We start from the raw sequence: 23,155 nt of genomic DNA on the forward strand, positions 1-23,155 counted from the left end.
TTATGAGATAGAGCCAAAGGAATATATTCAATGGAGGGGCTGATCTCGATCGACCTGAGTGCAATTCCTAATCGCCTAACTGGCGCTGGCCGGTATGGCATCGAGATGCTAAAGGCAGTATTGGATCAAAATGACCAAGAGACACTTTCGTTTCTGGGGATTACTAGAAGCGGTGATGGCGATCGTATGACGGCTCTGATTCCGACTTTAAGGTTTGCTGAGTTGGTGCCAAATGGTCGCGTTAGTCGCTTAGCCTACGAACGCCTATTCATGGCTTCGCAACTTCGGCGAAGAAATGTTAAATTGCACCACGGAATTCACTATACTTCGCCAGAGCCATTTGGTGGAAGAGTGGTTGTAACGGTTCACGACACAACCTTTATCGATCATCCAGAGTGGCACGAGCGCACTAAAGTGGGCTTTTTTCGTCATGCAATCGCTAAGGCGGCCAAGCGGGCAGATGCATTGATCTTCCCATCTCAATTCGCCAGAGACCGCTTTGAACTTTTCTATCCTAACAGTGGGGAGCGAGTGGTCATCCCTCATGGAGTGGACGTAAGTCAATTTGGGGTAGTCTCTTCTGAATCGATTGCGGTAACTAAGCTAAGCCATGGAATATCAGATGAATACCTCTTTTATTGTGGCACAATCGAGCCGCGTAAAAATTTAGGGCGCATCCTTGATGCCTTCGCATCTACAAAGATCCCCGGCCTTCAATTTGTTATTGCAGGATTGAGTGGTTGGCGAAATTCGAAATTCTTTGCCACCTTGGAGCCCTTCGTGAAGAGCGGTAAAATCAGGGTTTTGGGATATGTCTCTGACGCCGATTTGGGTTCGCTCTATGCCGGCTCGGTTGCAACACTCTATCCCTCTCTCGAGGAGGGATTTGGCCTTCCGGGTTTAGAAGCGTTGGCTATGGGGTCAAAGCTGATAACGTCAGTTGATTCTGCGATGGCCGAATATGCAAATGAATCGACTTATCTTGTGAATCCCTATGATACCGATGAGATCGCTAAGGCGATAATAGGGGTCTATGACCACTTCGGTGGTGGTGAGAGGGATAGATCATTAGGCCTTAGCTCCAAGGATGAACTCCTAGCGAAGTATTCATGGACCATAAGTGGACAACGGCACTTAGAGCTCTATCGTAGTATTCTATCAATTTGAAATGTCGGGGGAGAATTTGCGCGCGCTTGTAACTGGAAGCAGAGGATTTGTCGGACCATATCTCCTGGGGGAACTTCGCCAAAGAGGAATTGAAGCCACGGAGTTGACGCCTGATAGCGATATCTGTGACTTTGAGGTCATTAGTTCTGAAATCGAAAGTTTTGTTGATCTTGGTGGCGAGATGGTGGTTTTTCACCTTGCCGCATTGAGCCATGTCGGAACCTCCTGGCGCGAGCCAGAGAGGTATCTGTCGATAAATGCTGGTGGAACGCTCAATATTCTTAGAGCTATCGCCACTAGGAATGTGAAACTTCGTTTTGTATATGTCTCTTCTTCGGAGGTGTATGGCAACCATAAAGAGCTTGACAAGGTGGACGAGAAAGTCTCGCCGATGCCGCTTAGCCCTTATGCCGCTTCGAAGCTATGCGGGGAGACCTTTGTCCTGCAATATGGTCGTGCCTATGGGCTGGATGCGATAGTTGCACGCCCGTTTAATCATATTGGCCCCAATCAATCGGATAACTTCTTAGTCGCTGCGATTGCCAGGAGACTTTGCCAGGCAAAGCGCGATGGAGGCTCATCGATTCCCGTCGGTAATCTTGATGCAGTCAGAGACTTTCTGGATGTCCGTGATGTGGTTCGAGCGTACGTCGATTTAGCCTTAAAAGGAGAGGCAAACAGCCTCTACAATATCTCGTCTGGTCGCGGAGTCATGGTCTTGGATCTTATAAATCGCATGATTGACCTTTTGGGCGTTGAGATAAAGTTGACCACCGACCCCACCTTGGTCCGACCGGTTGAGGTTGCGCGACTAGTTGGAGATAGTTCAAAGTTGATTCGGGATCTTGACTTCGAAGCGAAATTCAGTCTCGACGAAACCCTATTAGATGTTCTGTCATATTGGCAAGATCGCCTATAGCCCGATTTACGCTCTTTGATAGGTCGTTGCGTGCCACCATAAGACGCTGGAGTCCTAAAAGAGCAAAGCCTACGGTTGAATACGTCAAATCCTTTAGTTCATCGGAAGGGCTTTTGGCCATTTGAACCTCACTTTTTGTCGATCAGTAATCCAGAAATCAATTTTCCAAACAAATTTATGTCCTTGTTTGCCAGCATAACTCAAACAAAGCACTTTCGCTCCCCACTTTGTGTGGGCATTGGCGAATCGACAAGCTAGCCTATTTAGTTCGATATGGCAGTTCCGCCTTTAGTTGTAGTAGTCATGGTAGCCAATGACCCCGGTGATTGGTTCGAAGAGTCGCTTCAAGCAATTGTGGCCTCAGACTACCCGAATTTTTCAGTAATTATCGTTGACAACGGTTCAAGAGTGACTCTCGCCCAAAGGGTGGGGGCATCGCTCCCAAATGCTCTTTTTCTTCGAAACGAGACAAATCTAGGTTTTAGTGCTGCAGTGGATGCTGCGGTGAGGAATGTTACCTCAGCGACATATCTAATGATATGTCACGATGACGCGGCGGTAGCGCCAGATGCAATTTCAATTATGGTCGAAGATGCACTGCGGATGAACGCCTCGATAGTGGCTCCAAAGATCGTTAGCTGGTCTTATCCTGATCGAATTACCTCATTGGGTTTTGACGTTGACCGCACGGCAGCATTGCGATCACGAATCGACGTTGGCGATCTCGACCAGGATCAGTTTCCTATCGTTGAAGAGGTCTTTGCGGCTCCGGGTGCTGCGATGTTGGTGCGATACGATCTCTTTAATGTTCTGGGCGGCTTCGACCCTGAGATCTACCTCTTTGGCGAAGACGTGGAGCTCTCCTATCGTGCGCAATTGGCTGGGGCTCGCGTAATTGCATCTTCTTATGCCAAAGTCCGCCACATGGGGGTCTTGGTCAATGGTGTTGATGGCGCCTATGTCAATTCGAAGTTTCAACCCATAAGGCGTAAATTGCGTCGCGCCGAGCGATCCTATTACGTTCGTGCAAATCAGATGCGATGCATAGTAAACAACTCCTCTGGCTTTGCTCGTCGGTATTCAAAGATCCAACTTTGGCTGCTTGCACTCTTAGAGGCTGCATATTTCGCAGTTTCTGGCCGATGGCGTACCGCTAGGGCCATACTGAAAGGCCTCAGGGACGGAGCAAAAAAATCACCGACTCAATCGGTTCGATGGGAGGTCGGTGCTCAGTCGCGTCTTTTAGATTTTAGAGATATGACTCTAAAGTTGGCGCGAGGATCGGCTCGATTGTCGGCTTTTTTTGCGCATCAGAGGAACACACGTGCTCAAATTAGGTATGAAGTTGAGCGGTCAAAACGCAACGATCGAGGCGCTTTTTTAGAGAAAGAGAATCTGAGCGAAGACGCCATCGATCCTACATCTTTGGCGACGCGATATGTACAACGTAGGTTTGCTCGCGTAATCCAGGGTCTGATCCTCGTCTTTATACTTGTCGCGGGGCGCCACGTCTTGTTTTCAAATCTACCTGTGTTTGGCCAGTTTGAGCCATTCCCACATGGGACAAGTCTGTTGTCTGACTTCTTTTCAGGGTCGTTGTCTTCCTCTACAATATCGCCTACCTCAGTTCCAGCTGGCTATCTATGGTTGGGCGTGATCGGAACATTCTTCTTTGGGGCAACCGGTCTCTTCTATCACCTTTTCTTGATTGGTTTGGTTGCAACAGGCCTCTTCGGCGCCTTTCGACTGGGTGCACGATATCGCAACCCGCTTTCAGCTTCGATCGCTATGCTTTCGTATTTTTCAACTGGAATATTGACTGGACTGATCTCAGTCGGCACTCTCTTTGGCCTCGTAACGTTTGCCTTTGCACCGTGGATTTTGGGTATCGTATTGGATTTCCAAGAGGAGTTAGCGCCTGGTTCGAAGATTCGTGCTCGATCGTTCTTTAGAGGCGCATTCATCGTCGCTATAGCGACCTCTATCGCGCCGGCTTTTTTTATTGTATTTTTGATCCTGACGTTGGCGGTGATAGCGTCGACTGTCTTTGAGCGCCATTCGATGGCTCAAATTCGATCGATGTTGCGTTTTCTTTTTGGTATTGCTGGGGTCGCTTTAGTCGCGAATGCGACTTGGTTTTTAGGATACATCCATTCGGGCGCAACTGTGGCGTCTCTATTTGGGGCCGAGCCCCCCTTTGATTTAGCGGTTCGGTCGATCTTTGACTTCTCAGTTTCGGGAGGAGCGATGATTAATTCGTTTGCCATCCTCTCGCTTTTGAGCGTGATACTTTCCCCCATTTTTACAAGAGGTCTAAGAACACGTCGGTCGATCCGAGCTTTGATTCTTGCGATCGTCTTTGTCGCTTTTATCATAGGATCTAATGGTGGTGGCTTTGGGTCGGATCCGATTCCCCTCGCCTTTCTTATGCCGTTCCTGGCGGCGATCGTCGCATATTCAACTGCTAATGGCGTAGATGGCCTCTATCGAGACCTCCCCAGAGAGACCTTCGGAGTTCGTCAAATTGCCGGCGCACTTTCAGTGATTGGCCTTTTGGTGGCTTCATTTGGGGTGGGAGCTCCCATATCAGGTGGTCGGTTGGGTCTGCCTGTGAGTGGCTATGGGTCTACATTGGGATGGTCTACATCATCTAAGATCGCATCTTCGCGCCTTCTGTGGATTGGAGATCCAGCTGCAATTCCAGCAGGTAGTTGGTGGTTTGACTCAGGTGTCGGCCTAGCAGTGACCAACTCTCATAGCCTGTCTTTTGAGAACGTCTACACACCGATTCAACTTGGCAAGTATGGGGGTGTTCAAGCCGGTTTAGCTCGAGCATCTTCTTTCGAGACAATTCGGCTGGGATCCTATCTTGCGAGTGAGGGCATCGGAAATCTGATCTATCCGCAGTCTGGGGTATCACCTGCTGTTGCTCGGGTGACTCTTACGCTTTCAAGACAGAAGGACTTGATCCAAGTCTTGACCGATCCAAGCGTAACAGGTTATGTCGTGCATGGTAGGAAGATAGCACACTTCCCATCTCCTCATGGCCCGTCTGCTTCATGGCCACTGTTTTTAGGATCTTTCGAGGTCCTAGTTTGGCTTGGCTTTGTTGACTTAGTCTTTGGTGGCGGTTTTATCTCGTCTCGGGTTGTTACTAGGGTAAGAGTGTCGCTAGCTACCCAAAGGGACCAAAGAAACCAAGGTGCATCTGGAATTGGTGAGAATACCATTGAGAATCCAAAATCCGATCTAGAGGTGCATAGATGATTTTTCAATTGATTCAGTGGAGACCTTCGCCTCTTTTTCACCTAGAGACGTTGTAGTCGTGGATTTCATAAGAAAGTTTTTTCGACTACATAGACGTGAGGGTATTGTCGGCATTTTCTTGGCGGTTTTGCTGATTGGCGTCGTCTTTGCTAACAGTGCATCCAGCAGGGTGCTAGTCAAACAGTCGCAGTTCGTACCTTCTTTTTCGGTCTCTCCGGTCGCGTCTGACTCCTCAACGTGGTACTGCTCGCTTCCTCAGGCTAAGTATTTTGGCAAGAGATCGCTCTCTTTGGTCTTGACCAATACTTCGAAGTTTTCTCAGACTGCTTCAATATACATCTATAGCAAAAACGCTAAGGCCAAGCATCTGAAGATGAAGATTCCTGGAGGGTCCCTTAGACGTTTTGGAATGCGTGGACTTTATAAGAGCGCAACGGGGGTTTCAGCTGATTTTACAGGTGGAGCCGATCTGGTCTCGCTAGTTGCCTCCCTGCCCAGCAGTAATGCCGAAGGATTCTGTCAGCCATCGCCTGGCCCTACCTGGATCGTTCAAGGTTTTAATACGGTCTCGGCCTCTAAGGGATTTCTGTCGATCTTCAACCCGTTCGCTACGGATGCAATTGTAGATATTAGCTTTGTGACACCGACAGGGCCAGTTGATCCAGGTCCGCTTCAGGCTGTAGTAGTCCCAGCATTTTCTTCGATCGACGTTAGATTGGCCGATTGGTTTCAAAATACCCCTGCAATTACAGCCTCAATTCAAACTCGAATCGGAAGAATTGTAGCCGGTGGCTTCGAGGTGCGCTCAGACTCAAAGGCCAATGGGATGGTTTTTGCGAGTACTACCCCTGAGATCTTTGCAAACACTGACTTTCCACTTCTGGTTCAGACCGCCAACCAGAGCGTCGACTTGAATTTGGAAAACCTCTCTTCAAGTCAAAAGAATGTGTTGATCTCAATCAAGACTTTAAGTGCTCAAACTACTGTTAAGGCCCCGGCGATAGGCCATGGGGCGAAGGTATCAACTATTTCCGAGACAGTTCCGCCTCAGAGCTCTCTTGTCGTCCCATTGAAGGCGGTGGCGAGTGTACCAGTGGGCTCTTTTTTCTTCGTTCGAGTTCATTCGAATTATACGGTGGCTGCGCTGGCAACTTTGGCCGGTTCGGATTTAGGTCCCCTGAATGGGTATTTCATTGAGAGTGGCTATGGTAGTTATTGGCCCTCGTGGCTCTCGATGCTTGACATAAGCCCCTTTGGCGCCAAGTATAACCAACTCGCGCTCTATTATGGAGGAGGTCAGGTTGTCTCTGCAAGGGGTTCACAGACAGCGCTATTTTCTAAGGCCTTCGTCGATGGTCAGGCTCCCTCCTCAAAACAGAGTGGAATTGACGCCAATGCCGGCATTGGCGTTGTCCCGTCTCCATCGAGCGTGCAGCTATTTCCAACCACTAACTCTGTTGGCTTTCCCGATCTGTTTACCCTTCGATCTTCGGCACCGACCGAGATGGCTCTTGCCTATGTCACCCCCGATGGCTCTATAATTCCAATTCCATCTATTCCTTTGGACTGAATTAGGTTCGGACCCCTGGTGACCATGATGAGCTATCTCTTTAGGATTATTCAAGGTTCATATCTTTTCGCGACTTGGATAAGAAGCTGATCAGAATGCACGAGTTGGCTAATTTAATCGTTTTGCCTTGTGGGATATGGCAAGGCGGCCGTAATGTCTCATTTTAGACTTATTGGTTTTTCAAATCTATATGGCAAGATCTTTGAAAAACGAGTGTTTCTTGTGGATGGCAATTGGAGTCGGCGAGGGTCAATTTGACTTTTGGTCGCAATAATCTGGGATCTCTTTGATAGGTGGGTCAGTTCGGTCCAAAACTTTTATTTCGGCCCATTTGAATCTTCGATCTAACCTAGCATGGATCTATGGCTAGATATGGACTTACAATTCCCTTGGATCGAATTCCACTCGGGGAGCAACGTGAAGCAATTAGGCGACTTCGTGAAGTAGGCTACGAAGATCTATGGAGTGCTGAAGTCGGCCAGTATGATGCATTCACGCCGTTGATTCTTGCAAATGAATGGGAGCCAACTTTCAACTTGGGCACCGCTATAGTTCCAGCCTTTACCAGAGGGCCAGCGACTATGGCAATGTCCGCAGCAGCTTTGGCCGAACTAGCACCGGGACGCTTTTACTTGGGAATTGGATCTTCATCAGATGTAATCGTCTCCAAGTGGAATGCATCGGAGTTTGTGCGACCCTATTATAAAACGAGAGATATCGCCCGCTTTTTGCGAGAAGCTTTTGAAGGTGGGAAGGTGGACCGGAAGTTTGACACCTTTGAGATCTCGGGTTTTCGCCTTGCTCAACCGCCTACCGTGCCACCCAAGATATTGATAGCTGCCCTGCGGCCTCAGATGTTAGCTATGGCGGGTCGCGAGTCAGATGGTGCAATAATTAATTGGCTATCGCCCGCGGACGTTGCCAAGGTCGTTCCGTTCGTAGGCGAGAATAAGGAGATTGTGGCTCGCATCTTTGTCGCTCCGGGAGTTGAACGGAATCTACTGTTAGACGCGGGGCGAAGAGCTATAGCTGCCTACCTTAACGTGGGTGTTTACGCAGATTTTCATCGATGGCTAGGCCGTGGGGAAGCTCTGGAACAGATGTGGAGACTATGGGATAGTGGCGATCGAAAGGGTGCCTTGGCTGCAATTCCCGAAGAGATAGTTGACCAGTTAATAGTGAGTGGGACGCCGAGTCAATGTAAAGCTCGCATAGCGGAATATTTTGGCGCCGGGGTTGATGTAGCTGCACTTGCCGTTCTGCCATTCGGTATTGATACCTATGAAGCGGCTCTATCTTTGGCTCCTGGCTCGAGCGAATAGGGGGTCGAGCCCCATCGAAGAGAGATCTCTTTTCGAGACTATTCTTCTTCTCTATTAAAGAGAAAGTGAAGAAATACGTTTGAGAAATAGAGATCTAGGGTTTATTGGGAGCCAACCTAGATTATTGCCATGACAAAGCGGTTTCACTGTGGCTGGGACCGCTTTTAGTCGATGGTGTTGAATGCCTTCGCCCAGAGGGCCTCATAGCCAACTTCTTTTAAAGCTAGATTTGCCGCTTCGAGATACCCTTGGGTGTCACTAGGCAACTTTGTGGTTCTTTCTAAAAGGGCGTTGGTTATTGCATCAACGATCTTGAAGTGTTCTAGCGTCACATCTAGGCGCAGTATTCCGTAGATATAGTCCATGTCCGAGGTGGAATTCAAATCAGGGTATCTTGATTTAGATCCATAAAACCGTACCAATGACGAACATACCGTGCGCGGCGAGAAGGAGCGATCTATAAACAATGTAGATGGCGGGACATTTTCACCTTGTTTTGAATCGGATGGAACCCCTACAATTGCTTTCCATCCGTTTGGATTTTGAAGTCGTTCCCAGGTGGTCTCTACAGACGGTCCATCAGTCCACGCGAGGGTCATTGTTGCTTGATCAAAGCTATATTCGTTATTTGAGTTCTTAGTCAGATCGATAACCGCGCTAAGAAATTCCTCTTTTGACATTGGCTTTCTGCGTTTAGGGAGCATATTGATAAGCATGGCTAAGTTCGCGCCTTTGGCTAGAGTGGAAACGATATCTACCAATGATGATCATAGCCGAAGTTTACTTTAGTTAACTGGCAATGACCCTGTACCTCATGAGTAGAGTTCCGTGGTCTTCTAGGATTGACAGAAGTTCTAATTCGGATCCCGGGATCTGCTCTCCAAGTCCCAAGAATCCACCATGGGAAGATATCTCTAATTTGGGAACGATTGTTAGGGCGATTTCATCTATAAGTTTGTGTGAAAAGGCCAGCTTCAAGAAAGATGGACCACCTTCGAGCGTTATGCGGATGAGATTGTTTTGTCTCAGCCATTTCCGTAGTAGGTTTAGGTCTGGTTCTTTTTCTCCAAGAAGAAGGAGTTGTGGTTCGACGAGGAAGGTGCGTAAAAGCCCAGCGCATTGTGATTTTTGAGAATTAGATGTCACTAGAGTTATTTGATCTTTTGACTCAATGAGCTTGGAGTCACGAATCTTATTTAGATCTCTACCTACCACGACGAGTTGTGGGGATGTGTTGATTCGCCGTAGGTGCATGAGCGCATCGGGTGTCTGTGGTAGGGATGTATACTCTTCGATGATTGCGGTATTCGCACCAATTACAACCGCGTCGGAGAAGGCGCGAATTATAGAGAAGACTTTTCGGTCTGCATGTGTGGAGAGGCCTGCTGATCGGCCGTTTTTTTCAATTGACCCGTTTAAGGAAGAGACCATATTGGCTCTCCAGTGGTCACCATCGATGCAAGTGATCGGTGCATAGATCTTCTCAAGTGATCCTATGGAAGCTTCATCACTTCCGATTATTGGTGAGGCTTCGGGGAATATGAGATTCATGTTGAAGGCGCCTCTTTCTTCTATTTTGATAGTCCTAGACGATTTGTTATGAATGAGGAGGACTCTCTATCGTATACCAATAGAGCGGGGTTTAGTTACCCTTTTGGATTGGCTCAATATTTATCTTTCAATGAGTTATTGCGAGGTCATTTTTTGAAGGTTTTAGATCGGTGCGGCGACGCGCTCTCCTTCGTCGCGAAGTTGTGAGAGGCGAGATAGTGCTCGGCCGAATTTCTTGCGATAGCCACTCGATAGAATTGAAGCTGAGAAGAGGCCATTTAGGGATGTGTCTCCGATCATAATTGGTATTCCATGCTCGTAGGCACGATCGGTGAATGTTACAAATCGCAGGCCGGCAGCTAATGAATCAATTGTCTTAGCCTCAGTTACGATTACGAGAGCTAAGCCCTCTAAAAGGCGGGAATACATAATTGGGTGTAGCCTTGTTAGGGCTTCCAGTAGACCAAAAAGGCTGTCGGATGAGACTGCGCTTTGGTTGGGCATTGAAGCCGCCATCGTTACCAGGTCGTCACTAGAGCGCGGTTCATCTTCGATATGAAGCTCGGTTGCTCGATAATCGGGGCCGTCAATGGTTAATACCTCAAAGTGGGCGGCTAGCCCTTGAATCTCTCGAAGGAAGTCGTCGGCCGCAAAGCGTCCTTGTCCCAATTTGTCCGGTAGCGTATTGGAAGTCGTGGCGATGTCGACCCCTCGGCGAATTATTCGATTGAGGAGATTAGAGATAAGGACGGTGTCGCCTGGATCGTCAAGTTCGAATTCATCTATTGCCAGGAACGATAGTTCGGATAGCTTTTCGACGGAAGCCTCAAAGCCAAAGGCTCCAACTACGTTCACTAAGTCAACAAAACTTATAAATGCTTTTGGTGCAGTGCAAGCTTGCCACATCGATCCTAAAAGGTGTGTCTTGCCAACACCGAACCCTCCATCTAGATAGAGGCCTTTCCCCGGTTTGGGCTGGGCTTTTAGGCCCAAGGAGCCAATTACTGTTCGCCTTGGCATTTTTGTCTTTGTCAATATGAACTCGCTAGTGACCTTTTTGGCCAAGCTCTGACTCTCGTAGTTGGGGTTCGGGAAATAGTTATCAAATCGGGTGTTGTTAAAGCGCGATGGTGGAATTAGAAGGTCGAAGGCGGCCGTTACGTCGAAAGGAACATCTCGTTTGGCAATTGAAAGCAAAGTACTCCATTTTGAAAAATATCAAGGACCTAGATCTGTGTCACTTTTTGAAATTCGATACTAATCTCAGTCTAATTTTAGAGATCGACAATACTTCTAGGCAAAGCAAAGTAGCACAATGATCCGACCAGTGTGGATATGGCAGCTTTGTTCTGATGCGACTAGGTGGAAGTTCTGGCTCAAAACTAGCAATATTACTCACGATCGCCAGCCTTTTTCAATATGCGCTTCACTAAATAAGCTGGTATCTTGCTTGAGTGGCCCAACTGATGTGCTGACCAATATTTCAATACCTAAACCAGGCGAATACTTTTGGCTTTCTCGTCAAAACCCCATATGTTTTAGTGATCAAGAAGGGAACGCGATGGTATCACAAGCTTACTCTTGGCCCTATGGGCTCGATGATGCAAGGCGAAACTGCCAGGGGTCACTCTCTTTGATCGTCCAAACTTCAAGACCTTAGATTCCAATGTCTCACATGTCAACGTTGAGCCACTTGGAGTTGGCTAAATCTCACAGAGCTATTGTGGTCAAAGAAGGCAGGTAACTTGGTGAGATTCTAAAGAAGCGGAGTTTTCCGATCACATTTGGACTACTATCTGCCATCGTTTGCCAAGATAATGATATTCCAATTTAGAAACGAAAGATGATCACCTCTACCTGTACCAATCGTGGGGTAAGAACAAAACGCAAGGCGCTTAGAGGGTTTGTGGCCAATTAGAAAAGTGCCAATACGAATGTAGGGCCGATCTAGCTTTGAGATCGGCAAAACTCCAAAAGAGATGGTCGGCAAATAGGACAAAGAAATGCGCCTTGGTGATTATTGGGTTGCAAGATCATCTACTTGTAAGAAGGGAACTCTCCATTCAAGACAGGCACCTTTGAGTGTCTGAGAGGGACGGAGTTCTAGTGTGCCACCAAGTTCGAAGGCGCGTGCCGCCATATTTTTTAGACCTTTGGAGGCCGCCGAACCGGATGGATCAAGTCCCACGCCGTTGTCTTCAACCACAATGACTAGCTGGTTTGAGGCTGAAATACTGATCTGTACTTGGGATGCTCTTGAATGCTTGGCGATATTAGAGATAGCCTCTCTAAGGACCGAGAGGCCATTGGTCGCTAACTTATTGGTTACCATTGTGTCAATAGGTCCGGTGAAAGAGACGCTCGCTTCAAAGCCTAAAACTGGATGCAGCTCTTTGGTAAGTGCTAGAACCTGTGCGCGGAATGAGTATTGTTGGCGAGTCCTTGTCGTTTCGAGCGCAAAGATGGTGGCTCTTATCTTTTTAATCGCCTCGTCTAGGTCATCGATTGCACCTTGGATGCGCTCGTTTGCATCCTCCTCGGCGACTAGTCGTATCGTGGCTTGGAGGGAGAGTCCTATTGCAAAGAGTCTTTGGATTATTTCGTCGTGGAGTTCCCGGGCAATGCGTTCTCTATCTGCTCTGAGTGCGAAGTCGGCGACTGCTGAATGAAGACGAGCGTTCTCGATTGCAATTCCAGCTGCTCTCGCTAGATATCCAGCAAGTATTTCGTCTTCTTGGTCGAACTCTGAATTGTCGATCTTGTTAGTTAGATAGAGGTTGCCGAAGTTGCGCTCCCCGACCATGATGGGAAGTCCGAGAAAACTCGTCATCCTAGGGTGCAACGGAGGAAAACCGAAGCTATCGGGGTGTTTTTGGAGTTCGTCAATTCTCAGTGGTTGCGACTGCGAAATCAATAGGCCAAGGACTCCGTGGCCCTTGGGACGGTCTCCAATCTTGGATTCGTCAGTTTCGTCCATACCAAATGTAATAAATTCAACCAATGATGTACCTGAAGGATCGAGAACGCCTAATGCGCCATAGCGCGCATTGACTAATGTCGCACTTTCGCGCACGAGTGTTTTTAGAACTACCGTAAGCGATAGATCCCTTTCGACAACTAGAACTGCGTCCAAAAGATGCCTTAGCTTTGAAACATCTTTGATCTTGGATAATGACATATCTACAATTTATCTTAATATTAATCTATGTAAGTTACTAATGCATTCGGCCCCCCCCTCATGTGCCTAGTGGAATAGGTGGATTAAGTCGTTTTATAGCAAACTAATTGACCAAATTGTAACCCGAGAGCCTTATGCAGGGTGTCTTTGCGGGCCAAAACCACCTTTTTTGGGCGAGCAACGAGACCTCAACTGCTGTAGGTAAAGACCCCAATTATCGTGGCAGTGCAATCGGGGTTTTGGGTAATTCAAGTCTGTTTATAAATTATTTACTAACTTTGGCTATAGTATTGCCACTTTCTCTTTTGAATTTTTTGGCAAAGGGGGAGTGGTACAAAGCGTTGGGGAGATAGATGCAGAGAGTCGTTAAAACGGTAAATAATATTGAGTTCTCACAGATAGATACCGTTGGTAAGGTCCCAGATTTGACCAACGGGGGTAGATTTACGGAGATTCCTCTTATTCAGCGAATCGACCCCATCTTCAAAGGTCGCGCACGTTTTGTAGTTGGAGCTAAGTTGCAGCCTGAGGTTAAGGTTGATGTGAGTGAGCTGACTAAGGTCGGGGGATTTTGTCCATTCTGTCCTGGTGCATATGAGAAGTACACCTTTCCGTTCCCAAGTGAGATGGTTGCCGAAGGAAGGATACGCGTAGGAAATGCACTAGTAGTCCCCAATATTCTTGCTTACTCGACCTACTCTTCAGTTGGGATATATGATACATCTAGGCACTTTGTGCCTATCGACGAGTTTGACCATAGTGTCGTTGGCAACGCCTTTTCGGCGATGGTTCGACATGCTAGGGCTATTAGGGATTATGACCACAAAGCGGTCTATAGCTCAATCAATGCGAACTATCTGCCTTCTTCGGGAAGTTCGCTCATCCATCCCCATCTGCAATCTTCCCATGACTACATGCCACTTAGCCATCAGGGCCATTTGATACAGGAGATGGCGTTGCACAAGGAGCGATTCGGAAGAAGTCTGATGGAGGATCTGGTCGAGGCCGAGATCCATCTTGGAGAGCGCTACGTCGGTTCAATTGGAAATGTTGCGTTTTTTGCCCCTTTTGCTCCATCAGGCTTTCGTGAGGTTTGGGGCGTTATTCTTCGACAAGGTGATATACCTCAGATAGATCCGATCGATCTATCTGATCTTGCTCTTGGAATTTCTAAGATCATCTCGGCATATGCAAATTGGAACTTATCGAGTTTTAATTTCGCGTTGACTGGGGGCGGCCCTGATGCTAGAGAGATTTCGGCGAATCCACTCTTTAGAATCGTGGCTCGATCGAACCCAGAGAGTTATTATCGATCCGATGTGACCTATTTTGAAAAGCTCTATAGCGAACTTATGGTCGATGTCACACCTGAGGAGACCGCTAGCGCCCTGCGGGCCTTTTTTTGAACCATGCTATTTGTTTTGAACCATGCTATTTGGCGAAAGATGGGTTAGCGCGTGGCAAATAGATCTGGCACAGGAGGGTCGTCCTTAGTTATTGCCCTGGGTGCCGAGCAAGATTACTCTTTAGCGGATGCGCTTTTAGTTATCAGTTTTTGGCGGTGGCCGCTTGCTTTTGATGTTCCTTATGGTCAAAGAGGTACCTAGTGGTTGCCAATATGGTGATGACAATGGCACTTGCAACATATATGCCAGAAACTAATACGGTGTCACTGCCGGCAGTGATTCCATGTACAAGGATTAAGCAATAGGCAGCGATTGCGAAACGATGAACCATCTTCCAGTTGAAGAGCTTGGTTCTTACCTTTAGCCATGCGGTGAAACCTACTGCTAAGCACAGGTAAAGAGCGACAGTCCCAAGAGCTACGGGAATTGGCCGATAGGCTGACTTGAGGGGTACGAACGCGCCCAGCAGGCCGACCTTGGCGAAACTGTCAGCGATTATCGAGCTAACGTGCAAAAAGAGGAGCACCGATCCAACCCCGGCAAGACTTTTGTGAGCTGAATTCAATGTAATTATATGTGGGAAACTCTTTCGTTTGTTGCGTTTGGGGTGGACCATCCATAGCCCGACTGCAACCAAAAGACTCGTTATTATTACTAGCGCTAACCCTGTGCCTCTAGCTATTAACCATGGCGCAAGTGTCGGCTTTGCTTTGGCGCCTAGCCAGTGTACTAGCTCAAAGCCTCCTACAACTGAGACTGAGCCGACGATTACCGCGAAAAGTATAGATGGAGAATCTTCTTCTATCTCTTCAAGACTATTTTTTTGATCATCGTTGGTCGAAGTGGCCATATTTTCCTACTTGTATCGTGGGTATTATCGACTTGAGGGATTAGCGAGATAAGTTCTTATCGACAAGAAGCTAATGCATAGCAGTTTTATTTCGCAAGTCCGACGCTATATGCAAAATAGGGGAGCGATATATCATGGACTGCCGCGATAGGAACTGATGATTGATCTTTGCTTCGAACTTCCATTGACCCAGCAAACTTTTTTGAGTAGAGAATTTGTTTTTTCGAGGTGATCATGAATGCGCTAATCTTCCGAAAAGCTGCTTGCTCGAGGGCTTTCTTGGAACCTAGGAGAAAAAGGCTCTTGGACCAAACCTCAGCATGTGCTGGGTCTTTTCCAATGACACTTACCGAGACTAAGTCCGAATCCGAGGAGTCCATGGTAGCTGGATCGATTAAGTGGTGTTTTTGTGTGCCGTTTAGGCGCCATGATCGTATCTTCGTGGATGAGGTAGCGACAGAGTTGTTCCCTAGACGAACCATTAGTGGGAGGTTTTCAACAGAGAATGGATTTTCGATATCAACAAACCAAGGTTCCTCGGGGTAGTTCCCGACAAAGGTTACGATATCTCCTCCGGCCTCAATCAAGTGGGGTGAAGATCCAGAGAAATCCTTAAGGAGCCGACTTAGATTCCTAAGTGCAAGCCCTTTGCCAATTCCGCCAAAATCTAGAGGAGGTCCATCTTTTAGGAGCAGATCATGATCTAGGTCATAAAAGATCTCTTTCTCCAAGGCATTCAATCTTCGGGAAGTTGTCTTTGAGGAGGTGTCTTTCATGCTTGATGGGTCATTTATCTCGAGGTCCATCAATTCGAAGCTAACCAAATACCCGGTTTTTTTGAGCGCTCCTAGGATTCTTGGCTCAAAGAGTCCGCTTGTGACTTTATTCGAGCTAATTGCCTCGAAGATCGCCGTCTTGAAGTATTTCGATGGATTTTCAAGAAGGGAGTATTCATTCAAAATCGACAATTCTGAACTATCTCGAAAGCGGCTCCAGGATTGTTCCATCTCTTCTAATGCAATTGATGTCGATTTAGATAGAGAATCCTTTTGTGTTTCGGTAATCTTTGCTTGAAAATTAAAAATTGATCCCATGGCACGAATCGTCCACTTTTGAATTGGCCCTGCGACTGGTTTATCAGTCATCCCAGGAGGCTTGCCCTAGTGGTTGCAGCAGGAATTTGAGCAGTCGGGATTCTAATCACCGGCGCTGGTGAGTTCGCTGATGGCGTTGACGCGCCGCCGGCAGCTCTGGGAGCAGATGTGGCTTGTGAATTTTGAGCAGGAGATGCGAGAGGGCCGAGAGTCGGTACGGGTGTATTTTGAATTTGAGTGATTCCATTTTGGATTGCACCTATAGCACTTTGGTTTCCCGCGCTTTGATTAGCCACCCCAGCAAGTGCATTTGCGGTCTTGTTGACCTCTTGGGCTACTTGATTGATGGACGCGGTAGCTTTTTGGGCGGCCGCTGCTGCGGCTTTAGCGCTAGCGCTAAGGTTGAGCGGATATAGGTGTGTAGGCGTTGATACGAAGTCAACGCCTACATGAGCTCCGATCACCGAGGCTGGTGCGATTATCATGAAGGGAACAACACGTCTCGCCGTATTTTTTATCTTGGTATTTCTCTTTTTGCGAGCCTTTTCGTCCAGTACTTTCCTCACAGATTAATTGTCTCCACCTGAATCGCCGCCCCCATCATCTGACTTGTGCGAGGAAGCCTTGGTGGTAGCAGCCGGTGCGCCTCCCGAAGCCGTCGGCGATGAAGCGACAAATTGTGTTATGGGTTGAGCGGCCACCGAGGCGGATGCCGCTGCTCTCGCGGCTGCAGCTTGAGCTTGAGCTTGAGCTTGGTTTTGGGCGGCAATGGCTGCCTGACTGGCAGCAGCTACAGCTGCTTGCTTGGCGGCAAGTTGACTTTTGGTCTGGGTTAATTGCGCTTGTACGGCTTGTTCTTGCTGACTTAGGGTGCTTATTGCTTTTTGAATGGAAGCTACCTGGGCTTTTTGTGCTGCAACGGGGTCGACTGGTTTCGTTGATGCGGTATTGGTGCTTGAAAACGAGACCTGCGCTTGATGCAGTGCTAATATTGCACCTAGTCCACCTCCAGCTGAAACTAAAACTTTAATCGGGTTAGAGACTTTCAAATTGCCCTCCGGGTCTTACCTAGTCGATTGTTTCGACCATTTTTGGTCACATATTGATTGTCGTCGACTAAGAGCCTTTAACCATGAGCGTTAAGTGAGAATTTTCTAATGTTTTTGAGAAGAATAAAGAAGAATAAATGAATTCTCTTTCATGATTTATTTCTTGTACAGAATTAGATAATTCAGGCTAAATGCATAAAGTTCTAATCAGGAGAGTCCGAAAGGTAGTAAGTGATTGATTTGATCAGGATTTTAACTATGGAAATTGGTGAAAGCAACTATTAGCGTTCGGAGGAATATTGACTACAAAGTACGGGCGGGGTTGGGTGTTGCAGCACTATTGGCACTGGTGGGTTCGCTCTCGGTTTTTCTAGACTCTTTGTAGTTAGCGTTATCGGTTGCCTACTACTGCACCAAATCAGAAGGTCTTTCATCGCAGGTCTTGAAGATGGAGCGCGACTTTTACAACTACGACGATCAGATGAATAAGGCTGTATTGGTAGCGGCAACCTCATCCAGCCAAGCTCACCCGAACTCAGCTGATCTCCAAGACTGTACCTCACTCTCAAGAGGCGAGGACTCTAATTCTTAATGAGTTAATGGCTTCGCTTAATCTGGCTCCTAGTCATTCACTTTGGTTACTCTTGGACCGTGTAAAGCGCGATATTAACTCTGATAATCGATATAGCGAGCAGTTCATCGCTGATTTGGGCGCTGACGAAATTCAACAAGCTTCATGCACCCAAACGCTGGGTAATCTTTAGCCGTTAACTGACATCATGCCAGCAATGGCTACGGTAGAGAAGGAGTCAATTGCTATATCTAATAGAGCCTTAGCGTCGATGGTCACAAGTCAAACTGTCGACATCGCAATGGTAGCGATAGATGCGGTCCTATTGCTTTTCTTGCTCGGATTTCTTAATGTTGGATATCGAAGGGTTATTCATGTCCCGCTGAATGATCTATCTAATTTTCTGGGGGAACTTGCCAATGGCAACGGTGACCTTGGGGTCAACTTGGACAACTCTAGATGTGATGAGATCGGGGAGATTGGCTCTACGTTCAATCGTTTCAAGGATAAGATAGCGGTGACAATCGATAGTGTTGTTGACTCGATCTTTTCGATAATGTAAGAATCTCGAGCAATCAAGGAGACCTCGAGCACTATCGGTGCTAGTTCGAATCAGACCGCGGCGCAATCAGAGGTCGTCTTAGCTTTGAGCGAAGGTGCATTGAATTGAGTTGGTTCGGTTTCGATAGCAACCAAGGGGATGAGGGCTTTAATTGGAGAGATCGTTCCCGGGGTGGCACGTTCAGCGGGTGAGACTTCTCGGTGTGGCTTGGAATGCCGCTTTAGCATCTGCAAATCTTGAAAAGGTCCATGATGTTCTCGCTCGGCCAGCAGGTCACTTCAAGACCTCGAAGAGTCTCTCTGTGGAAACAAATGATAATTCACACCAAGAGGCAGCTCTTCGATTTAGGTTGGCGAACTCTTAGGCGTTGAATGCAGAGATCGCTAGCGTCGGGTTAGGCTGATCCATAAAGAAGCATCGGCAGAATCATTTAGCGCGGCTTTGTGGGCGTATGGGCCTTTATTGTTGTTCTAAATGATTCTGACGAACGGGGCAGATTAGACCTATTTTGAGATCTGTTCCTGGTATTTGGCCATGGAGGTAATCCATTTCTGAGTGTTGTTAGCACGGAAGCTGTAAAATCCAAGAACATCTTTATGCGGCAAGATTAGGAATTCTTCTGCCTTTACTGCGGCTATTACAACCTCGGCTACTTGTGAGGGGTCGAGGATATCGCCGGCATCTAGAACTGCTCGCTGTGCAAGCGACTCGGCCTTTGAAGACGCTGTCCTGTCGTCATCTGGAAAGAGCATGTTGGTACGGACTCCCATGGGGCATAAAACGCTAACTCGGATATTGTCTGGCCGATGGTTGATCGCTATCCATTCTGACAGAGCAACAGATGCATGTTTGGTTACTGCATAAGAGAGGGCACCAAGGTTGGTGAGTAAACCAGCAGCGGACGCTGTATTGACTATGTACCCTCCTCCGTTAGAGATCATTGCTGGCAAGAGTGCCTTTGCCGTACGGACTTGAGCCATAAGGTTTACATTCCACGAAGTCTCCCAATCCTCCTCTGAAGTTTCGAGATCACCTGCAAACGAGACGCCAGCATTGGAAAAGAGTATGTCGACGACGCCATGGCGCTTGAGAACTTTTTCACCAAGGTCAGCTATCGCCGAAAGATCTGTCAGGTCGATCGTCTCTGCATATGCTGTGGTTTTGGTTTCTCGTAGTTGACTGACTGTCTTTTCGACATTTGCGGTGTTTTTATCGACACAGATAACAGCACTGGGGTTTTCCATGCCGCATGCTAATGCAATAGCACGGCCAATACCTGATCCAGCTCCAGTTACAAGGACTACTTTATTCTCAATTTCCATGAGCGAATGTTATCGCGCACAACTCAATCGCGCTTGATAAATGACAAATCGCCCACGTTGATTTATAAGGTGGTGCGATTTGTCATAAAAATGGGGTTTAAGCAATCCTATCGAGCAACGGTTGTATGTTTCACTTCATTTAGCTCTGGATGGTTGAAGATCTGATCTAGAACTCTTTCGATGATGGTTGTGGATGATTCCGAGGAGCTGAGCGGTCTTGTCATAATCCTTACAAATGCAGCTTGATCGTCAGAGAAAATTGTGGGTACGCCGAATATTTTGAGCTCTTTGACTTGGGTTTCATGGAGTTTCTGCACCTCTCTCGAGTAGGTGTGGTTGTCGAGCTCGCTTTGGATTCGTGCGGGGTTAACCCCATGTTCTTCAAGGAGATTTGCGATTTCGCCGAAGTTTTTTAAGCTCTTGGCCTGTTCGTGCCGAAGGGCGAATAGTGCTAGGTGAACACTTGGGAACTCTGTGGGATAGAGTTTTGAGACAATGTAGCCAACCTCGTTTGCCAAAAGGTCATCTGTTTTGTCAGGGTCTTCCCAAATAGATGGCTCGCCTTCTTCAACGTGAACCTGTGACAGATTGAACGGTATGAAACTGACGTCAAAGTCGGCCCCCTCTTTGAGGGCGGTTACAACGTGCTCGTTCATGTTGCGAGCGAAAGGGCATCGATAGTCGAAGTTGACCGAAAATTTGGTTATTTTTGTCATATGTTTCTAATCCCTAATTGTCCCTCTAATATTCCCCAAGGAGTAGGTCGAAGCCTGTAATCACTCCGAAATCTCGGCTGAATGTCAATTTAGATTCCACGAGATTAACGTCTACCCAAAGGCATTCGTCAGACTCTTCATTTTTTGTGAAATTTTGCACGAGTGATTTCATCAAGAAATAGTGCACTTCTTTTTCTAGGTCGGTTTCTAAGGGGTATTTGACTACTTGAGTTTGGTCTTGGACGATCTCTGCTTTAATCCCGGTCTCTTCTTCAACTTCGCGTAACGCAGCTTGTGCTAGCGTTTCGCCAACTTCAACTTTGCCCTTTGGTAGCGTCCAGTCATCATAACGAGGACGGTGAATTAGGCAGATCTCGAGCGACCCGTTAATTCCTTCTCGGAAAACCACACCTCCGGCAGCTGTAATCATTGAACTTCTTTCTGTTTGGTAATTGTTTAGATATTGTTTTGTCTCTGAGGGCTTAATAATGAATACCCAACCTTGTGTTGATTGGATTCAATCTATTTTTATACTTTTTGAGATCGGAAATACCTTTTTGACCAGCATTCCATAGCCTATGCCGACCATGGCGCCAGCAAGAACATCAGAGGCATGGTGCATACGAACGTGAATTCGTGAGGGCGCAATTAGAAGTGCGAGACCTAGATAGATTGGCCATAGACGATCGTTGTCACCCAGAATAATAAGACTAGTGAACGCGGCGCTCGCATGGCCCGATGGAAATGAACTCGTCAGTGGTTGGCGTATTTCGTGAGGGCGTTCTCCCTCCCATTCTGGACGCTTGCGGCGAAATATTGTTTTAATCCCCATATTCACAAGTACTGATTCAGCCAAAAGCGCAAAAGCTGCCCTGGTGGCATAGCTGGCGCCACCTTTGCGTACACCTCGTGCTGCCGCTAAGGTAAACCAAATCAATGAGTGGTCCGCGACGTTGGATGCTGCGAATAGGATTTGATTCGCAGCGGGAATATCCCGCAAGGGAAGAAAGAACTTGTCTATTCGTTCGTCGAACGGTGTAAAAAATTCTTGGATATCAATCAATTCGATTCCTCAATCAATTATTTTGATTTAGTTATTTTCGCAGCGCTTTTTATTGGCTACGTGTGTTGCCTTGAAATCACTAATTAGCGCTAGGCTTCCACCCTGGGCCGGACACAGTTCTTGATAGTGGCAGAAACGACACATTCTAGATGGCCGTGGTCGGAAATCTTCCTTCTCGCAGGCGTGGCAGACGGCTTTCCATATTGCCTCTGTCTTGGATTCAAGTCCTCGTAAAACTTGATCTGTAGGGGTGGCGACGATCCGCGTAGCATCCTTGAGATAGATAAGTTGGACGCTTTTGGGTCTGGTGCCTAATACTCTTTCGCACAAAAGCGCGTAGAAATATACCCCCGTCAGACGTTCGTTTTCTTGGATTTGCCCAGGCAATTTACCTGTTTTGTAGTCTGTAACAGTTAGTGACCCATCGTCATTGAGGTCTAGACGGTCTATAACTCCCCTAAGTATCGTGTCGCCGAGCGTAGTTTCTAGACGCAATTCGGTTGCGATTGCATTTACATGTGATGGGTCTTCGGCCTCAAAGTCTTTGAGGACTAATGCTATAGTCTCCTGAAACAGAGCGTCGCGACCGGCTTGACTATGGCCGGGTCCAAGAATGACCTCAAGACTATTGTCAACAAGGGACTCATTCCAGACTTGCCGGACGATTTCAATTGCTGTCTTTTTAGTCCGGTCTTTGGGCTCTATCTGAAAGTACATTCGCTCAAGAACGGCGTGGGTCAATGTACCGCGAATTGTCCAGAGGGTAGTGGGCTGAGGTAGTTTCTCAATGACGGACAAACGAAATGCTAAGCCGCACTCCTTGAAGGAGCTGACCTTCGATGCGGTAATCGAACCTGGTACCTGTAAACCCATTTTTAGAACTTTTCAACTGACTTGCTATGGACTTTAACGCTACCAGAACAGCGACCTTTAATAGTCGTCAATACGAAAGTTGGAAGTTTTGGAATGGTACTATCCAAAACTGTTGAAACCACCCCACGGATATACGGGTGATTCCTGGCTCAGGCTGCTTGAATGCCCAGCGGACACTCAGCTCTTATGCCATCAATACCAGCCGCATTCAAACCAGCCCAGACGACTATCATGGCCGCAGAATTCTTGTCCCTTGAATTTCCTAACCCACAAACATAACAGGAATAGGTTCGTTGGGACAATGCTAAGCGAGTGCTTGGTTCTCGCAGTGCAGCTGAAGCAACCGATAGTCGTCTACCTTGGATGGAGGGGTTGTGGGCCTGAAGCGTGCTTCTAATTCATATAAACACCAGTCTGCTCTTGGCTACGCTATGACAGCATCATCTTTCTTCTTAGCCATGGTTGTCTTAGTGAGAGATTTTGGTTCTAACTCTTCCATGGCGGCCTGGTCGTGGTTCATCACAAATAACTTGGCGTAGTTACATGATTCAACTTGTCGTTTTTGTGCGACGCTGCGATAAGCCTTGGCGGCATATTTTTCTTGGCGCATCGGTAGCCCTTAGAAGTTGATCGTCCACTCTGGGTTTACGTCGAGCCATCTTGCGTTGATAGCGA

General features: G+C 47.4%; 23 protein-coding genes. 9 read left to right on the forward strand and 14 right to left on the reverse strand.

The window, feature by feature from the left end:
- Nucleotides 1-30: 30 nt before the first annotated feature.
- The 5 genes from ACIDITHRIX25_RS83640 (at nucleotide 31) to ACIDITHRIX25_RS83660 (ending at nucleotide 8,245) form a co-directional block, all read left to right on the forward strand.
- Nucleotides 31-1,167 carry a glycosyltransferase family 4 protein gene (locus tag ACIDITHRIX25_RS83640; RefSeq protein ID WP_201732001.1) on the forward strand — a complete coding sequence of 379 codons (1,137 nt, stop codon included), beginning with the start codon at nucleotides 31-33 and terminating at the stop codon, nucleotides 1,165-1,167.
- Nucleotide 1,168: 1 nt separating this feature from the next.
- The gene (locus ACIDITHRIX25_RS83645; protein WP_052604496.1) at nucleotides 1,169-2,086 is read left to right on the forward strand and encodes a GDP-mannose 4,6-dehydratase; all 918 of its coding nucleotides are present in this window, start codon (nucleotides 1,169-1,171) and stop codon (nucleotides 2,084-2,086) included.
- Nucleotides 2,087-2,359: 273 nt separating this feature from the next.
- Nucleotides 2,360-5,353 carry a glycosyltransferase family 2 protein gene (locus ACIDITHRIX25_RS83650; RefSeq protein ID WP_201732003.1) on the forward strand — a complete coding sequence of 998 codons (2,994 nt, stop codon included), beginning with the start codon at nucleotides 2,360-2,362 and terminating at the stop codon, nucleotides 5,351-5,353.
- A 58-nt stretch (nucleotides 5,354-5,411) separates the two neighbouring features.
- On the forward strand, nucleotides 5,412-6,923 hold the full coding sequence (locus ACIDITHRIX25_RS83655; protein WP_201732004.1) for a DUF5719 family protein: 1,512 nt from the start codon (nucleotides 5,412-5,414) through the stop codon (nucleotides 6,921-6,923).
- A gap of 362 nt (nucleotides 6,924-7,285) precedes the next feature.
- A complete protein-coding gene (locus tag ACIDITHRIX25_RS83660) occupies nucleotides 7,286-8,245 on the forward strand; it encodes an LLM class F420-dependent oxidoreductase (RefSeq protein WP_052604493.1) in 960 nt (319 codons plus the stop codon).
- 164 nt (nucleotides 8,246-8,409) lie between these two features.
- Here the strand turns inward: ACIDITHRIX25_RS83660 and ACIDITHRIX25_RS83665 are convergent, their stop codons facing one another.
- The 4 genes from ACIDITHRIX25_RS83665 to ACIDITHRIX25_RS83680 all read right to left on the reverse strand — a co-directional run bounded on the left by ACIDITHRIX25_RS83665 (nucleotide 8,410) and on the right by ACIDITHRIX25_RS83680 (nucleotide 12,974).
- Entirely contained in the window at nucleotides 8,410-8,961 is a 552-nt protein-coding gene (locus tag ACIDITHRIX25_RS83665) for a hypothetical protein (protein WP_201732005.1), read from the reverse strand.
- Between the two features lie 73 nt (nucleotides 8,962-9,034).
- On the reverse strand, nucleotides 9,035-9,796 hold the full coding sequence (locus tag ACIDITHRIX25_RS83670; protein WP_052604491.1) for a dihydrofolate reductase family protein: 762 nt from the start codon (nucleotides 9,794-9,796) through the stop codon (nucleotides 9,035-9,037).
- A gap of 162 nt (nucleotides 9,797-9,958) precedes the next feature.
- Nucleotides 9,959-10,993, reverse strand: a complete 1,035-nt coding sequence (gene zapE / locus ACIDITHRIX25_RS83675; RefSeq protein ID WP_201732006.1) for a cell division protein ZapE — start codon at nucleotides 10,991-10,993, stop codon at nucleotides 9,959-9,961.
- Between the two features lie 820 nt (nucleotides 10,994-11,813).
- Complete coding sequence (locus ACIDITHRIX25_RS83680; RefSeq protein WP_052604488.1) at nucleotides 11,814-12,974, reverse strand: GAF domain-containing sensor histidine kinase; 1,161 nt, start codon at nucleotides 12,972-12,974, stop codon at nucleotides 11,814-11,816.
- A 353-nt stretch (nucleotides 12,975-13,327) separates the two neighbouring features.
- Here ACIDITHRIX25_RS83680 and ACIDITHRIX25_RS83685 point away from each other — a divergent pair, with 353 nt between their 5' ends.
- The gene (locus ACIDITHRIX25_RS83685; RefSeq protein WP_201732007.1) at nucleotides 13,328-14,380 is read left to right on the forward strand and encodes a hypothetical protein; all 1,053 of its coding nucleotides are present in this window, start codon (nucleotides 13,328-13,330) and stop codon (nucleotides 14,378-14,380) included.
- 142 nt (nucleotides 14,381-14,522) lie between these two features.
- On the opposite strand, the gene ACIDITHRIX25_RS83690 is transcribed toward ACIDITHRIX25_RS83685, so the two are convergent.
- From ACIDITHRIX25_RS83690 to ACIDITHRIX25_RS83705, 4 genes are all read right to left on the reverse strand, one after another.
- Nucleotides 14,523-15,230, reverse strand: a complete 708-nt coding sequence (locus ACIDITHRIX25_RS83690; RefSeq protein ID WP_201732008.1) for a hypothetical protein — start codon at nucleotides 15,228-15,230, stop codon at nucleotides 14,523-14,525.
- Nucleotides 15,231-15,316: 86 nt separating this feature from the next.
- The gene (locus tag ACIDITHRIX25_RS83695) at nucleotides 15,317-16,375 is read right to left on the reverse strand and encodes an FAD:protein FMN transferase (RefSeq protein WP_052604484.1); all 1,059 of its coding nucleotides are present in this window, start codon (nucleotides 16,373-16,375) and stop codon (nucleotides 15,317-15,319) included.
- Nucleotides 16,372-16,890 (reverse strand): hypothetical protein, encoded by a 519-nt coding sequence (locus ACIDITHRIX25_RS83700; protein ID WP_052604483.1) that lies wholly within the window; start codon nucleotides 16,888-16,890, stop codon nucleotides 16,372-16,374. Before ACIDITHRIX25_RS83700 ends, ACIDITHRIX25_RS83695 begins: the two co-directional genes overlap by 4 nt.
- A 3-nt stretch (nucleotides 16,891-16,893) precedes the next feature.
- On the reverse strand, nucleotides 16,894-17,373 hold the full coding sequence (locus tag ACIDITHRIX25_RS83705; RefSeq protein WP_201732009.1) for a hypothetical protein: 480 nt from the start codon (nucleotides 17,371-17,373) through the stop codon (nucleotides 16,894-16,896).
- A gap of 448 nt (nucleotides 17,374-17,821) precedes the next feature.
- Between ACIDITHRIX25_RS83705 and ACIDITHRIX25_RS83710 the strand changes: the two genes are divergently transcribed.
- The 3 genes from ACIDITHRIX25_RS83710 (at nucleotide 17,822) to ACIDITHRIX25_RS83720 (ending at nucleotide 18,870) form a co-directional block, all read left to right on the forward strand.
- On the forward strand, nucleotides 17,822-17,965 hold the full coding sequence (locus ACIDITHRIX25_RS83710) for a hypothetical protein (protein ID WP_201732010.1): 144 nt from the start codon (nucleotides 17,822-17,824) through the stop codon (nucleotides 17,963-17,965).
- A gap of 196 nt (nucleotides 17,966-18,161) precedes the next feature.
- Entirely contained in the window at nucleotides 18,162-18,506 is a 345-nt protein-coding gene (locus ACIDITHRIX25_RS83715) for a HAMP domain-containing protein (RefSeq protein ID WP_213333479.1), read from the forward strand.
- A 151-nt stretch (nucleotides 18,507-18,657) separates the two neighbouring features.
- Entirely contained in the window at nucleotides 18,658-18,870 is a 213-nt protein-coding gene (locus tag ACIDITHRIX25_RS83720; protein WP_201732012.1) for a hypothetical protein, read from the forward strand.
- A 139-nt stretch (nucleotides 18,871-19,009) separates the two neighbouring features.
- On the opposite strand, the gene ACIDITHRIX25_RS83725 is transcribed toward ACIDITHRIX25_RS83720, so the two are convergent.
- The 6 genes from ACIDITHRIX25_RS83725 to ACIDITHRIX25_RS83750 all read right to left on the reverse strand — a co-directional run bounded on the left by ACIDITHRIX25_RS83725 (nucleotide 19,010) and on the right by ACIDITHRIX25_RS83750 (nucleotide 23,090).
- The gene (locus tag ACIDITHRIX25_RS83725) at nucleotides 19,010-19,828 is read right to left on the reverse strand and encodes an SDR family oxidoreductase (RefSeq protein WP_052604480.1); all 819 of its coding nucleotides are present in this window, start codon (nucleotides 19,826-19,828) and stop codon (nucleotides 19,010-19,012) included.
- Nucleotides 19,829-19,935: 107 nt separating this feature from the next.
- Complete coding sequence (locus ACIDITHRIX25_RS83730; RefSeq protein WP_201732013.1) at nucleotides 19,936-20,544, reverse strand: DsbA family protein; 609 nt, start codon at nucleotides 20,542-20,544, stop codon at nucleotides 19,936-19,938.
- Nucleotides 20,545-20,569: 25 nt separating this feature from the next.
- Nucleotides 20,570-20,974: an NUDIX hydrolase gene (locus ACIDITHRIX25_RS83735; RefSeq protein ID WP_052604478.1), complete on the reverse strand. Its 405-nt coding sequence runs from the start codon at nucleotides 20,972-20,974 to the stop codon at nucleotides 20,570-20,572.
- A gap of 87 nt (nucleotides 20,975-21,061) precedes the next feature.
- Entirely contained in the window at nucleotides 21,062-21,607 is a 546-nt protein-coding gene (locus ACIDITHRIX25_RS83740; RefSeq protein WP_201732014.1) for a phosphatase PAP2 family protein, read from the reverse strand.
- A gap of 27 nt (nucleotides 21,608-21,634) precedes the next feature.
- Nucleotides 21,635-22,480, reverse strand: coding sequence for a RecB family exonuclease (locus tag ACIDITHRIX25_RS83745; protein ID WP_052604476.1), 846 nt, complete (start codon nucleotides 22,478-22,480; stop codon nucleotides 21,635-21,637).
- A gap of 424 nt (nucleotides 22,481-22,904) precedes the next feature.
- Nucleotides 22,905-23,090, reverse strand: a complete 186-nt coding sequence (locus tag ACIDITHRIX25_RS83750; protein ID WP_052604475.1) for a hypothetical protein — start codon at nucleotides 23,088-23,090, stop codon at nucleotides 22,905-22,907.
- Nucleotides 23,091-23,155 lie beyond the last annotated feature (65 nt).

Source organism: Acidithrix sp. C25 (assembly GCF_904848545.2).

Excerpts from the sequence above, each read along its gene's own strand:
- ACIDITHRIX25_RS83640 (WP_201732001.1), top strand. The coding sequence starts at position 31 with ATGGAGGGGCTGATCTCGATCGACCTGAGTGCAATTCCTAATCGCCTA.
- ACIDITHRIX25_RS83645 (WP_052604496.1), top strand. The coding sequence starts at position 1,169 with ATGTCGGGGGAGAATTTGCGCGCGCTTGTAACTGGAAGCAGAGGATTT.
- ACIDITHRIX25_RS83650 (WP_201732003.1), top strand. The coding sequence starts at position 2,360 with ATGGCAGTTCCGCCTTTAGTTGTAGTAGTCATGGTAGCCAATGACCCC.
- ACIDITHRIX25_RS83660 (WP_052604493.1), top strand. The coding sequence starts at position 7,286 with ATGGCTAGATATGGACTTACAATTCCCTTGGATCGAATTCCACTCGGG.
- ACIDITHRIX25_RS83665 (WP_201732005.1), bottom strand. The coding sequence starts at position 8,961 with ATGCTTATCAATATGCTCCCTAAACGCAGAAAGCCAATGTCAAAAGAG.
- ACIDITHRIX25_RS83670 (WP_052604491.1), bottom strand. The coding sequence starts at position 9,796 with ATGAATCTCATATTCCCCGAAGCCTCACCAATAATCGGAAGTGATGAA.
- ACIDITHRIX25_RS83680 (WP_052604488.1), bottom strand. The coding sequence starts at position 12,974 with ATGTCATTATCCAAGATCAAAGATGTTTCAAAGCTAAGGCATCTTTTG.
- ACIDITHRIX25_RS83685 (WP_201732007.1), top strand. The coding sequence starts at position 13,328 with ATGCAGAGAGTCGTTAAAACGGTAAATAATATTGAGTTCTCACAGATA.
- ACIDITHRIX25_RS83690 (WP_201732008.1), bottom strand. The coding sequence starts at position 15,230 with ATGGCCACTTCGACCAACGATGATCAAAAAAATAGTCTTGAAGAGATA.
- ACIDITHRIX25_RS83695 (WP_052604484.1), bottom strand. The coding sequence starts at position 16,375 with ATGACTGATAAACCAGTCGCAGGGCCAATTCAAAAGTGGACGATTCGT.
- ACIDITHRIX25_RS83710 (WP_201732010.1), top strand. The coding sequence starts at position 17,822 with ATGGAGCGCGACTTTTACAACTACGACGATCAGATGAATAAGGCTGTA.
- ACIDITHRIX25_RS83715 (WP_213333479.1), top strand. The coding sequence starts at position 18,162 with ATGGCTACGGTAGAGAAGGAGTCAATTGCTATATCTAATAGAGCCTTA.
- ACIDITHRIX25_RS83725 (WP_052604480.1), bottom strand. The coding sequence starts at position 19,828 with ATGGAAATTGAGAATAAAGTAGTCCTTGTAACTGGAGCTGGATCAGGT.
- ACIDITHRIX25_RS83730 (WP_201732013.1), bottom strand. The coding sequence starts at position 20,544 with ATGACAAAAATAACCAAATTTTCGGTCAACTTCGACTATCGATGCCCT.
- ACIDITHRIX25_RS83735 (WP_052604478.1), bottom strand. The coding sequence starts at position 20,974 with ATGATTACAGCTGCCGGAGGTGTGGTTTTCCGAGAAGGAATTAACGGG.
- ACIDITHRIX25_RS83745 (WP_052604476.1), bottom strand. The coding sequence starts at position 22,480 with ATGGGTTTACAGGTACCAGGTTCGATTACCGCATCGAAGGTCAGCTCC.
- ACIDITHRIX25_RS83750 (WP_052604475.1), bottom strand. The coding sequence starts at position 23,090 with ATGCGCCAAGAAAAATATGCCGCCAAGGCTTATCGCAGCGTCGCACAA.